Origin of the sequence: Mesorhizobium jarvisii (genome assembly GCF_003601985.1) — a bacterium.
GTDB lineage: Bacteria > Pseudomonadota > Alphaproteobacteria > Rhizobiales > Rhizobiaceae > Mesorhizobium > Mesorhizobium jarvisii.
The window spans coordinates 454,645-467,135 of sequence record NZ_QZXA01000004.1; the positions used below are offsets into that span (position 1 = coordinate 454,645).

12 protein-coding genes are annotated in these 12,491 nt (G+C 63.5%); 10 read left to right on the plus strand and 2 right to left on the minus strand.

Annotation, left to right across the window (positions count from 1 at the left end):
* Positions 1 to 61 precede the first annotated feature (61 nt).
* From D3242_RS13180 to D3242_RS13205, 6 genes are all read left to right on the plus strand, one after another.
* Positions 62 to 1,231 (plus strand): acyl-CoA dehydrogenase family protein, encoded by a 1,170-nt coding sequence (locus tag D3242_RS13180; protein WP_081296125.1) that lies wholly within the window; start codon positions 62 to 64, stop codon positions 1,229 to 1,231.
* Positions 1,232 to 1,264: 33 nt separating this feature from the next.
* The gene (locus tag D3242_RS13185; protein WP_064984656.1) at positions 1,265 to 2,473 is read left to right on the plus strand and encodes an acetyl-CoA C-acetyltransferase; all 1,209 of its coding nucleotides are present in this window, start codon (positions 1,265 to 1,267) and stop codon (positions 2,471 to 2,473) included.
* Between the two features lie 13 nt (positions 2,474 to 2,486).
* Complete coding sequence (locus D3242_RS13190; RefSeq protein WP_064984657.1) at positions 2,487 to 4,706, plus strand: 3-hydroxyacyl-CoA dehydrogenase NAD-binding domain-containing protein; 2,220 nt, start codon at positions 2,487 to 2,489, stop codon at positions 4,704 to 4,706.
* Between the two features lie 9 nt (positions 4,707 to 4,715).
* Positions 4,716 to 5,261 carry a thioesterase family protein gene (locus D3242_RS13195; protein ID WP_019863125.1) on the plus strand — a complete coding sequence of 182 codons (546 nt, stop codon included), beginning with the start codon at positions 4,716 to 4,718 and terminating at the stop codon, positions 5,259 to 5,261.
* 137 nt (positions 5,262 to 5,398) lie between these two features.
* Positions 5,399 to 6,037, plus strand: coding sequence for a S24 family peptidase (locus tag D3242_RS13200; protein WP_019863126.1), 639 nt, complete (start codon positions 5,399 to 5,401; stop codon positions 6,035 to 6,037).
* A 9-nt stretch (positions 6,038 to 6,046) separates the two neighbouring features.
* Positions 6,047 to 6,907 (plus strand): thermonuclease family protein, encoded by an 861-nt coding sequence (locus tag D3242_RS13205; protein ID WP_394811821.1) that lies wholly within the window; start codon positions 6,047 to 6,049, stop codon positions 6,905 to 6,907.
* On the opposite strand, the gene D3242_RS13210 is transcribed toward D3242_RS13205, so the two are convergent.
* Positions 6,873 to 8,519, minus strand: coding sequence for a lysine--tRNA ligase (locus tag D3242_RS13210; protein ID WP_038652069.1), 1,647 nt, complete (start codon positions 8,517 to 8,519; stop codon positions 6,873 to 6,875). The two genes, D3242_RS13205 and D3242_RS13210, sit on opposite strands and share 35 nt — an antisense overlap.
* 157 nt (positions 8,520 to 8,676) lie before the next feature.
* Here D3242_RS13210 and D3242_RS13215 point away from each other — a divergent pair, with 157 nt between their 5' ends.
* Positions 8,677 to 9,090 (plus strand): tellurite resistance TerB family protein, encoded by a 414-nt coding sequence (locus tag D3242_RS13215; protein ID WP_038644445.1) that lies wholly within the window; start codon positions 8,677 to 8,679, stop codon positions 9,088 to 9,090.
* A gap of 31 nt (positions 9,091 to 9,121) precedes the next feature.
* On the opposite strand, the gene D3242_RS13220 is transcribed toward D3242_RS13215, so the two are convergent.
* On the minus strand, positions 9,122 to 9,934 hold the full coding sequence (locus D3242_RS13220) for an ABC transporter substrate-binding protein (RefSeq protein ID WP_276315163.1): 813 nt from the start codon (positions 9,932 to 9,934) through the stop codon (positions 9,122 to 9,124).
* A 299-nt stretch (positions 9,935 to 10,233) separates the two neighbouring features.
* Between D3242_RS13220 and D3242_RS13225 the strand changes: the two genes are divergently transcribed.
* The 3 genes from D3242_RS13225 (at position 10,234) to D3242_RS13235 (ending at position 12,463) form a co-directional block, all read left to right on the plus strand.
* Positions 10,234 to 10,965, plus strand: coding sequence for a helix-turn-helix transcriptional regulator (locus D3242_RS13225; RefSeq protein ID WP_019863131.1), 732 nt, complete (start codon positions 10,234 to 10,236; stop codon positions 10,963 to 10,965).
* A gap of 98 nt (positions 10,966 to 11,063) precedes the next feature.
* Positions 11,064 to 11,702, plus strand: coding sequence for an acyl-homoserine-lactone synthase (locus D3242_RS13230; RefSeq protein ID WP_064984659.1), 639 nt, complete (start codon positions 11,064 to 11,066; stop codon positions 11,700 to 11,702).
* Positions 11,699 to 12,463 carry an enoyl-CoA hydratase-related protein gene (locus D3242_RS13235; protein ID WP_019863133.1) on the plus strand — a complete coding sequence of 255 codons (765 nt, stop codon included), beginning with the start codon at positions 11,699 to 11,701 and terminating at the stop codon, positions 12,461 to 12,463. The genes D3242_RS13230 and D3242_RS13235 overlap by 4 nt, the downstream gene beginning before the upstream one ends.
* Positions 12,464 to 12,491: the final 28 nt, after the last annotated feature.

Consider the following 12,491-nt stretch of genomic DNA (forward strand, 5'->3'; position numbering starts at 1 on the left):
CAGCCTGACGTGCGCCGGCCTCAACGCTGACGATGCGCTCTGGGAGGAGTACCATATCCAAATGACCAGCCCCGCCGAAATACTTGGCCTTCCCAAGCCCGCCTGGGCGGCGGACGAGGTCGGCATGCTCTACGACATGGCAACCCGCTTCATGTCGGAGGAGATCGCGCCGCGCTACGACGAGTTCGAGAAGAACGAGATGGTCGACCGCGAAAGCTGGCTGAAGGCCGGCGCCGCCGGGCTGCTCTGCGCCTCGATGCCGGAGGAATATGGCGGCTCCGGCGGCACCTTCGCGCATGAGAGCGCCATCATCGAGGCCATCGGCCATGTCGGCGTCGACGGTTTTGGCATCGGCCTGCACAATTCGATCGTCGCGCCCTACATCCTTCACTACGGTTCGCAAGAGCAGAAGAAGAAGTGGCTGCCGAAGCTCGCCACCGGCGAGCTCATCGGCGCCATCGCCATGACCGAACCGGGCGCCGGTTCCGACCTGCAAGGCGTCAAGACGCGGGCCGAGAAGGACGGCAACCAGTACAGGATCAATGGGTCCAAGACCTTCATCACCAACGGCCAGCTGGCCAACTTCATCATCGTCGTCACCAAGACCGATCCGGAAAAGGGCGCCAAGGGCACCTCGCTGATTATCGTCGAGACCGACGAGGTCGAAGGTTTTGAGCGCGGCCGCAACCTCGACAAGATTGGCCTGAAGGCCAACGATACGTCGGAACTGTTCTTCAACGACGTGCGCGTCCCGACCTCGAATTTGCTCGGCCACGAGGAAGGGCAGGGCTTCATCCAGCTGATGCAGCAATTGCCGCAGGAGCGGCTGCAGATCGGCACCGGCGCCATCGCCATGATCGAGCGCGCGCTGGCGCTGACCATCGACTACGTCAAGGAGCGCAAGGCTTTCGGCAAGGCGATCATCGACTTCCAGAACACCCAGTTCAAACTGGCCGAGCTCAAGACCGAGGCGACCATCGGCCGCGTCTTCTACAATGACTGCGTCACGCGCCACATCAATGGCGGCCTCGACCCGGTAACGGCCTCGATGTCCAAGTACTGGCTCAGCGACCTGCAGGGAAAAGTCGTCGACGAATGCCTTCAACTGCACGGCGGCTATGGCTACATGAATGAATATCCGATCGCCCGCATGTTCCGCGACGCTCGCGTCCAGCGCATCTACGGCGGCACCAACGAGATCATGAAATTGCTGATCGGCCGCTCGCTCTGAGAGCGGCGACCGGCAAACCCAAGGAGCACGAAAATGGCTGAGGCTTACGTCTACGACGCCGTGCGCACGCCGCGCGGCAAGGGCAAGAAGGATGGATCGCTGCATGAAGTGCCGGCGGTGCGGCTTGCCGCAAGGACGCTGGAAGCGCTGCGCGACCGCAACGGGCTGGACACCGGCACCGTCGACGACATCATCTTCGGCTGCGTCGATCCGGTCGGCGAGGCGGGTTCGGTCATTCCACGCGCCGCCGCCTTCGAGGCCGGCTACGACACCAAGGCGCCCGGAATGCAGATCTCGCGCTTCTGCGCCTCGGGTCTCGACGCCATCAATTTCGGCGCCGCCAAGATCGCGCAGGGCGCCGACGAGATCGTCATCGCCGGTGGCGTCGAATCAATGTCGCGCGTCGGCATGGGTGCCTCCGGCGGTGCCTGGTTCATGGACCCTTCGGTCGGCCTGCCTGGCTGGTTCGTGCCGCAAGGCATTTCGGCCGACCTGATCGCCACCAAATACGGTTTCTCACGCGACGACGTCGACGCCTATGCGGTCGAGAGCCAGAAGCGCGCCGCCAAATCCTGGGCCGACGGCCGCTTCAAGAATTCGGTCATTCCGATCAGGGATCAGAACGGCCTGACCATACTCGACCATGACGAGCACATGCGGCCTTCGACCGACATGCAGTCGCTGGCATCGCTCAACCCATCCTTCGTCATGCCCGGCGAAATGGGCGGCTTCGACGCGGTCGCGGTGCAGAAGCACCCCGAGGTGGAAGAGGTCAACCACGTCCATCACGCCGGCAATTCGTCCGGCATCGTCGATGGCGCGGCGGCCGTGCTGCTCGGCTCGAAGAAGGCCGGCAAGGCCATGGGCCTCAAGCCCCGCGCCCGCATCCGCACCTTCGCCAATATCGGCTCCGAGCCGGTGCTGATGCTCACCGGCCCGGTCGACGTTACCGAGAAGCTCCTGAAGCGCGCCAAGATGAAGCTGTCGGACATCGACCTGTTCGAGCTCAACGAGGCCTTCGCCTCGGTCGTGCTGCGCTACATGCAGGCCTTCGACATCCCGCACGACAAGATCAACGTCAATGGCGGCGCCATCGCCATGGGCCATCCGCTCGGCGCCACCGGCGCGATGATCTTCGGCACGGTGCTGGACGAACTCGATCGCCGCGATCTGAACACCGCGCTGGTCACGCTGTGCATCGGCGCCGGCATGGGCACCGCTACGATCATCGAACGCGTCTGACGGGGAGAGAACAATGAGCTACATCAATTTCACCCTCGACACCGACGCCGACGGCATTGCGCTCGTCACCTGGAACATGCCGGATCGCTCGATGAACGTGTTCACCGAGGAGGTGATGGGCGAACTCGACAAGATCATCGACCAGGTGGTGGCCGACGCCGGCATCAAGGGTGCGGTGATCACCTCGGGCAAGGACAGCTTCTCCGGCGGCGCTGATCTCACCATGTTGCAGAAGATGCTTGCCGTGTTCGCCAGGGAAAAGACCAAGGACCCGCAGAAGGCGGCAAAGCTGCTGTTCGACAATGCCGGCCGTATGGGCGGCCTGTGGCGCAAGCTCGAAACATCAGGCAAACCCTGGGTATCGGCGATCAACGGCACCTGCATGGGTGGCGCCTTCGAATTGTCGCTGGCCTGCCACGGTCGCGTCGCCGCTGATTCAGACAAGGTCAAGATGGCCTTGCCGGAGGTCAAGGTCGGCATCTTCCCCGGCGCCGGCGGCACCCAGCGCGTGCCGCGGCTGACCGATCAGCAGCAGGCGCTGCAGATGCTGACCTCCGGCCAGAATCTGTCGCCGCAGAAGGCGAAGGCCATGGGCCTTATCCACGAGATCGCCGAGCCGGCCAAGCTGGTCGAGACGGCAAAGGCCATGATCAGGAACGGACTGAAAGCCGTCCAGCCCTGGGACGAGAAGGGTTTCAAGCTGCCTGGCGGTCAGATCTATTCGCCGACCGGCTTCAATCTCTGGCCGCCGGCTATCGCCATCCTGCGTCGCGAGACCTATGGCAATTATCCGGCCGCCGCCGCCATCCTGAAATGCGTCTATGAGGGCCTGCTGGTGCCGTTCGACACCGCGCTCAGGATCGAACAGCGCTATTTCACCGAGATCATGCAGACCAGGGAAGCGGCGGCGATGATCCGCTCGCTGTTCGTCTCGCTGCAGGAACTGAACAAGGGCGCCCGCCGCCCGGCCGGCGTGCCGGAAACCAAATTCAAGAAGATCGGCATTCTCGGCGCCGGCTTCATGGGCGCCGGTATCGCCTATGTCACGGCCAAGGCCGGCATCCCGGTGGTGCTGCTCGACCGCGACATGGAGTCGGCCGAAAAGGGCAAGGCGCATTCAGACAGCCTGGTCTCGGATCAGGTCAAGAAGGGCCGCGCCAAGCCGGAGGAGAAGGACAAGCTCCTGTCGCTGATCACGCCGACAGCCGACTATGCCGATCTTGCCGGCTGCGACTTGGTGGTCGAGGCGGTGTTCGAGGATTCGGCCGTCAAGAAGGCAGCCACCGAACAGGCGGAAGCCGCGCTGAAGTCGTCCGCGATCTTCGCGTCGAACACCTCGACCATTCCGATCACGTCGCTGGCGAAGAATTCGGCCCGGCCGAAGAATTTCGTCGGCATCCACTTCTTCTCGCCGGTCGACAAGATGATGCTGGTCGAGATCATTTTGGGCAAGAAGACCGGCGACAAGGCGCTGGCGACCGCGATCGATTTCGTCCGCGCCATCAAGAAGACGCCGATCGTCGTCAACGACACGCGCGGCTTCTACGTCAACCGCTGCGTGCTGCGCTACATGTCGGAAGCCTACAAGATGCTGATCGAGGGCGTGCCCGCGCCGATGATCGAGAATGCGGCGAAGGCCGCCGGCATGCCGGTCGGTCCCCTGGCGCTGACCGACGAGACGGCGATCGACCTCGCCCAGAAGATCATGAAGCAGACCATCAGGGATCTCGGCGACAAGGCCGTCGATCCCAAGCAGATGGCGCTGATCAACACCATGGTCGACGACCATGGCCGCTTCGGCCGCAAGAACGGCAAGGGTTTTTATGACTATCCCGCCAAGCCCGCCAAGAAGAAGCTGTGGCCGGGACTGAAGGACCTCTATCCGCAGCTTGCGCCCGAGAAGGTCGATTACGAGGAACTGCAGCAGCGCCTGTTGGTCACCATCGCGCTGGAAGCGGCGCGGGTGATGGAGGAAGGCATCGTCACCGATCCGCGCGAGGCCGATGTCGGCTCGATCCTGGCCTTCGGCTTCGCGCCCTACACAGGCGGCGCGCTGTCCTATATCGACGGCATCGGCGCCAAGGAATTCGTCAAGATCGCCAAGGGATTGCAGAAGAAATACGGCGCCGAGTTCAAGGCGCCCAAGCTGCTACTCGACATGGCCGAAAAGGGCGAAACCTTCTACCAGCGCTTCGATCCCTACGCCAAGGGCGACGTGAAACAGGCCGCCTGACGGCAGGTCATGTATGTCTGGGCGCGCATGGCGCGCATGCTGGCCACGGCGCGAAGCCGTGGCCCCTATATGATGGGCGGTGAAAGCCGCCTGGCCTTTCGCTGCCTGCCGACCGACATTGATTTCAACGTCCACCTCAACAATGCGCGCTACATGATGCTGGCCGATCTCGGCCGGATCGACCTGTTCGTCCGTGCCGGCCTGATCACGCTGGCGCGCAAGAATGGCTGGGCGCCTATGATGGGCGGGCTGCAGGCGGTCTACGCACGCGAGATCAGGCTGTGGCGCCGCTTCGAAGTGGTGTCTTCCATCGAAACCTGGGAAGGCAGACAGGTCATCGGCAAGCACCGTTTCGTCTTCGACAATGGCGAGACGGCTGCCTTGATCCTGACGACCGCAGGCGTCTACGATCGCAAGGCGCGCCGCTTTCTCGATATCGACGAGGTCGTCGCCGCGCTTGGTCGCTCGGTGAACCCGCGTCCGCCGACCGAGGCGGAGCGGCTGTTCATGGAATCTCACCAAGCCCTGCGCCGCCAGGCCAAAGGACCCGCCTGAAGCCGCGTCCGGAGAGTGTGCGGCACTGTCGTTGCGGCACAGTTTTGTTCGTGATCCGTCGCCTGCGCGGTGGACATGCCGGCGGTTGCGAGTTAGACAGGAGAGGCATTTTTTCCTGTCTGGAAGGAGAGCACGACATGCTCTCGCACGACCGCGTTTGGGCCGCCATCGATGCTCTTGCCGAGCGCTATTCGCTTTCGGCGTCAGGTCTGGCAAGGCGCGCGGGCCTCGATTCGACCGCCTTCAACAAGTCGAAACGTCTGTCCTCGGATGGCCGGCCGCGCTGGCCCTCGACCGAATCACTGGCCAAGATCATCGAGGCGACGGGTGCCTCGCTCGACGAATTCACCGGGCTGATCGAAGGCCGCATGGCCGCCGCGCCCGCCCACAGGCGTTCCGTGCCGCTGCTCGGCTTTGCCCAGGCCGGCGCCGGCGGCTTCTTCGACGATGCCGGCTTTCCGGCCGGGCAGGGCTGGGATCTGGTCGAACTGCCGGCGCAATCGACCGAGAGCTCCTATGCGCTGCAGGTGCAGGGCGATTCCATGCTGCCGCTCTATCGCAATGGCGACGTCCTCATCGTCGAGCCGGGCGCTATCACCCGCAAGGGCGATCGCGTCGTCGTCAAGACCACATCGGGCGAGGTGATGGCCAAGGTACTCGAGCGCCAGACCGTCAAGTCGATCGCGCTGGTCTCACTCAATCCCGATCATCCCGACCGCGACATTCCCATGCGCGAGGTCGAATGGGTGGCGCGGATTGTCTGGGCAAGCCAGTAGGTCGGGCTGGTGCGGTTTCCTCATCTCATTGTGGCGGTTCTGATGGTCCCGGTGATGGCGGCCCTGGTTGTCGCCGGCGGCCGCACGCTGAAAGGAAGCCAAAGCACCGTCGCGGTGGATCAGATCGATCCCGGCGTGGACACGATCTCTCAGGCCGGCACCGATGCCGGGTCTGACGAACCAGCCACCTCAGCCATTCCCGCGCCCGCCGCTCCGCCGCCGCCAAAGCCGGCGGCGCATTCGCGGGCGATCGATCCAGATGTCGTCGCGCCGCCGGAACTGCCCACCGGGGAACTCGAGCGGGTCGAGCCGCGCGAGCCTCTGAGCAAGCTGGCGCTGGCCATGCCGCCCAAGCCGAAGATGCCCGATGACTGGAATGGCACGAAGCTGTTCCAGCCGGTCGCGACCGCCGCCGGCCTGATCGAGGCGAAAGGCTATTCGGTCGCGATCTCCGGCATCGATGTCGTCGGGCAGGACGAGACCTGCACCACCGACGGCAAGTCATGGCCGTGCGGTATCCGTGCGCGCACGGCGTTCCGCTCCTTCCTGCGCGGCCGCGCCGTGGTCTGCACCGTGCCGCCCGAAGGCGGACGCGACCGCATCGCGGCGGAATGCCGGATCGGCAAGCAGGACGTCGGCCAATGGCTGGTCGACAATGGCTGGGCGCGTGCCGCCAAGGGCGGACCCTATGTCGAGGCCGGTGAAAAGGCGCAAAGCGCAAAGAAGGGCATTTTCGGATCGGCGCCGAACCTGGCCGGCATCTCGGCGGTGCCGCCCGCGCCAGCCCCGGCGCCTCAGGCGCCGGGTTCGATCCTGGAAGAGGTCGACGGCGCCCTCAAGCCAGCTGACCAGCCAGCGCCTGCTGAATGAGCGCGCGGGTCTCGGCGACGCCGTAGAGCGCGGCGAACGAGCCGAAGCGCGGGCCGCGTTCCTGGCCGATAAGCACCTGATAGATCATCTGGAAGAAGGCGCCCGAAACGCCCGGGCCACCCTCCGGGCTCTGCTTGGAATGATCCTGATAGCGCTCGATCTTGCGCGCCACGTTGAGCGAAGCGTTCTGGATCGCTTCGCCGCCGGCATCCGCCGGCAATGCACCAAGTGCCCCGTCCAGGGCCTCAAGCGCCTCGCGCTCAACCTCGTCGGCCGCACGGAAGGTCTTCGTCGGCCGCACGAAATCGTCGAAATAGCGGATCGCGTGGCCGACCAGTTGGTCGAGCTCGGGATGCGTCTTTGGCGTCACGCCCTGCGTATGGCGCGAGATGAAGCCCCACAGCACGTCCTTGTTCTGCGCATTGGAGGCGCTGACCAGGTTGAGCAGCAGCGAGAACGGCACCGGCATGTCGATTGCTGGCGGGTTGCCGTCATGCATGTGCCAGACAGGATTGCCCAGCCGCTCCTTCCAGTCCTGCCTGGGGTAGGCGCCCAGGAAGGTGTAATACTCGTCCACCGCCCTCGGAATGACGTCGAAATAGAGCTTCTTGGCCTGCCGCGGCCGCTGGTACATGTAGAGCCCGAGACTTTCGGTCGGCGCATAGGTCAGCCACTCGTCGATCGTCAGGCCGTTGCCCTTCGACTTCGAGATCTTCTGGCCGTTTTCGTCGAGGAACAGCTCGTAGACGAAATGCTCCGGCGCGCGCCCGCCCAGAATGTTGCAGATGCGGTCATAGACCACCGCGTTGGTCTGGTGGTCCTTGCCGAACATCTCGAAATCGACGCCAAGCGCTGCCCAGCGCATGCCGAAATCCGGCTTCCACTGCAGCTTCACCCGGCCGCCGGTGATCGAAAGCGTGGTCTCGGTGCCTTCGTCGTCGAAGGTGATGGTGCCGGCCTTGGCGTCGACATGCTTCATCGGCACGTAAAGCACGCGGCCGCTCTTTGGGGAAATCGGCAGGAACGGGCTGTAGGTCGCCTGCCGCTCCGGCCCGAGCGTCGGCAGCATCACCGCCATGATCTTGTCGTAGCGTTCGGCGGCGCGCAGCAGCATCGCGTCGAAACGGCCTGACTTGTAGTACTGCGTCGCGCTGGCGAATTCGTAGTCGAAGCCGAACGTGTCGAGGAAGCGGCAGAGCATCGCATTGTTGTGGTCGGCGAAGCTCGCATAGTCGCCGCCGAACGGATTGGGGACCGAAGACAGCGGCTTGTGCAGATGCGGCTCGAGTGCCGCGCGATCCGGCACGTTGTCGGGTATCTTGCGCATGCCGTCCATGTCGTCGGAGAAGCACAGCAGCTTGGTGGCGACCCTGTCTTGCGTGAGCACGCGGAACGCATGGCGCACCATCGAGGTGCGCGCCACCTCGCCGAACGTGCCGATATGCGGAAGGCCCGATGGGCCATAGCCGGTCTCGAACAGGATCGTTTCGGGAAAGTCGCTGCCTTTGTAGCGCTCGATGATCTTCTTGGCTTCCTCGAATGGCCATGCCTTGCTCTCGGCCGCTGCCGCCAGCAGTTCGGGGTTGAGATCGATTATGTTTGATCCCGCCATGGTCGTGTTTTCCAAATTGTTCGCCGGTATGGTCGCAGTGTCGATTTTCAACCGGTCCTCTAGGCGCGCATGGCCGGAGCGTCAACGCGTTGGGCGCTTTTTCCTTGCGACCTTCGACCCCCGTTCCTACCTTCGAAACCCGTTCAAGGAGTAAAGAATGCCGTCGCCGACCCCGCATGAAGCCCTGATCTACCTGATGGTCATCACCTCGGCCTCCGACCGCGACATGACCGATGTCGAACTGGCCCGGATCGGCGACGTTGTCCGCTCATGGCCGGTGTTCGAGGATTTCAAGCAGGACCGCCTGGTTCCCGTCGCCCAAGCTTGCCAGAAGCTGCTGCATGAAAAGGATGGCCTCGAGGGTGTCCTGGCCCAAATTGCCGAAGCCCTGCCAGAGCGCCTGCGCGACACCGCGTATGCCGCCGCCTTCGAAGTGGCCGCCGTCGATCTCGAAATGCGCATGGAGGAAGTGCGCGTGCTGCAGTTGATCCGCCGCAAGCTCGATCTCGACACGCTGACCGTCGCCGCCATCGGCCGCGCGGCCAAGGCGCGGCTGCGCACGCTGACCTGAGCATCACTAGAAGAAGCTGACCGGGACCGGATCAGAAAAAACTGACCGGAAAATAGCGCAGGTAGAATTCGGCGAAGGTGCCTTTCATCGAGATCTCCTGCAGCGCGTAATCGATCGCGGCGGCCAGCGCCGGATTGTCCGCCCTTGTGGCGATAGCCATGCCCGTGCCCAGATATTCGGGCGCCAGATAGGGACCGCCGGCAAAACGGCAGCACCCGCCTGCATCCGAGCCGCCCAGCCAGAATGCGAAACGCATGCCGTCACCGAAGGCGGCATCGATCTTGCCCGCCTTGAGATCGCCGTAGAGGGCTTCCGGTCCGTCGAAGGAGACGATTTGGACCGTGTTGAAATAGTCGCGCAGCATGCGCTCATGCGCCGAGCCCGCGAGAACGCCGACGCGCTTGCTGCGCAGCTTGTCGAAGACCGGTTCGGCAAACGCCTTGTTCTTCGGCGTGATGAAGCGCGCCGGAAACTGCAGATAGGAGCGCGAGAAGGCGTATGTCTGGCGCGATTGCGGCGTCGCGGCGATGCCGGCGATGATCGCTTCGCCTTCGCCTTTCTCGAGCGCCCCTTCAAGCTCACCCCAGGGCAATGCCTGGATCTGGCATTTGTCGGCAATGCCGAGTTCGGCGCAGATGGCGCGCGCCAGGTCGATATGGAAACCGGACAGCTTTCCCGCGCCATCGAGGAAATTGAAGGGCGGAAAATCCGTGGTCGTCAGGAATCGCAGCCGTGGCAGTGCCGAAAGGTCGGGCTTCGGCAACCGTTCCTTGGCGTCCCACAACACTGGTACCTGCGGTTCGGCCGCGCGCGCCCCAGGAGCCAGTGGCAGGGCGGCGATCAGCAGCGACGCCAGGACCAGAAACCTCCATTGGAACGCCACGATAGAACTCCGCCGCACTCGTGTTCGCACCGGTTTTGGTACGAAAATGGTACAGGCACAATGGTTTTTGATTTCAACGCGCCAATTTCAGGCTATGCTTTAGCACGTTTGCAAACAGCGGTGGCTGCCCTGGTTGGGGAATTAGGGTCGAGAACCACAACCGAGAATGTGCGTGTTGCAATCCGTGGTCGGTGGCGAAATGCAGACAACGCATGGACCATTGATCTCAATGCATGAGGCAACATGGGGTTGATGTTGCGATGGGTCAATTTGATCGTACGCTGGAATACATAGACCAACTGCAACACGCCGGAACGGCGGCGGCGGTTTGCGAGAAACTGCTGGGCATTACATCGGATTTCGGTCTGACCGCGCTGATGGCGGGAACCGTTCCGCAGCCAGGCACGCCGAGCGGGCAGCAGAAGCAACATGTCCTGCTTTGCGACTGGCCCGTCGAATGGCTGGAGCGCTACGTGGCGCGCAACTATGTCGACCACGATCCCGTGGTCAGCCACATGAAGCAGCTGCAGGCGCCGTTCCAGTGGCGCGAAGCCGCCCAGGGCATTAGCTTCGACAAGAGCAGCGATGAGGTGATGGGCGATGCCGGCGCCTTCAAGTTGCGCGACGGGCTGGCCTTCCCGCTGATCACACTCGATGGCCAGATCGTCATGGTGTCGCTGGGTGGCGAGGCCGTGCAGCTGTCGGGTGCCGAGTTCGGCCTTGTGTCGCTGGTCTCGACCTATGCCGTCGGCCGCGCCATGCAAATCCACACCATGGCGACCAGTACCATCGACCATATCGAACTGACCCCGCGCGAGCGCGAATGCCTGCAATGGGCCGCCGTCGGCAAGTCGGAATGGGAGATTTCGCAAATCCTCGGCATCTCCGAACACACGTCGGAGAAACATCTTCTTAACGCCAAAAGCAAACTCGGTGCCGTCAACCGGGTCCAGGCGGTCGCCGAAGCGATAAGGCGCGGCTACATTAGCTAGGTCGGCCGTGCCGACCTGGAATTTCTTGCCTACGTGATCACGCAATTTTCTCGTTGAAGCACGGCCGTATCTTCCTCTTAAACCCAGGAGACGACGGCATGCTTTTTTGTCTTACAACTCAAGAATTGATGGAACGTCCCGACCTTTGGGAGTCCGTCCATCGCCTGCGCTACCAGATATTTGTCGAGGAAATGGGGTGGGAGGACCTGCGGCGCCCGGACGGATTCGAGGTCGACCAGTTCGACCATGACGAGGCGGTGCATCAGATCGTCATCAGAGGCAACGAAGTCGCGGGCTATCAGCGGATGTTGCCGACCACGCGGCCCCATCTGCTGACCGAGGTCTTGACCGACCTTTCCGAAGGAACGCCGCCATCGGGCCCCGACATCTGGGAATTGACCCGCTATGCGGTGGCTCCCGGCTTTCGCGATGGCCGTCGCGGCGTCTCGACCGTTGGTACCGAATTGATCGCCGGCTTCGTCGAGTGGGGGCTGAAGCGCGGTGTCGACAAGGTGATCATCGAGTTCGAGCCGATGTGGGTGCTGCGCGCCTTGCAGCTGCATTTCCTGGCGACGCCGCTGGGCTATCAGCGCACCTACGGCAATCAGCAGGTCGTGGCGACCCTGCTCTCCTTCAATGAGCACACGCTGGACGTTGTGCGTTCGCGCCGCAACCACCACGCTCCCGTCCTGGCCCGGGGATATCCCGACATGTTCGGCCAAAGGAGGGCGTCATGAGGTCGGAGACCGCCATGAACCCGCACCCGCAACCGGAACTGCGCAACCACACGCTGATCGTCACTGTGTCGTCGAATGATGGCCGGCCGGTGCTGGACAGGAGGGCCTATGAAAGCCTTGCCAGGACGTTCCATGAAGCCGCCGACAATGACGAGGTCCGTGTTGTCGTGCTGCGTGGCCTGGCAGGCTGCTTCTGCCTCGGCGGCGACTTTTCAGAATTCCTCGACGCCACCAAGCACCAGAAGCTGATCGCCGCCGTCACCGACATGTTCCGCACGCTGGCGACATTCCCCAAGCCCATCCTCGCTTGCGTCGACGGCGATGCCGTCGGTGTCGGCTGCACCATCCTGTTCCACTGCGACATGGTGATCGCCTCGAATGAAAGCACGTTCAGGGTGCCGTTCGTCGATTTCGGCCTTGTGCCGGATGCGGCGACCAGCATCCTGGCGCCGCAGAAGCTCGGCTATGCCGGCGCCTTCCGCTTCTTCTGCCTCGGCGACACGCTCCACGCCGAGGACGCCAGGGCACTCGGCCTCGTCGCCGAGATCGTGCATGACGGCGTGGAGGAGGCGACACTCGGCCGCGCCAGGCAGCTCGCCAAGAAGCCGGTCGCCGCCCTGCTGCAGACCCGCGGCCTGCTCAAGGGCAATACCGGCGCGCTGTGCGACCGCATCGACCAGGAGATATCGCTGTTCCAGCAGGCGTTGCAGGACGACACCACGCTGCGGCGCCTGCAGCGGATCGCCCGGCTCGCGGCCTGAGCCACCACGTCAAGAACCACGCGCCGCG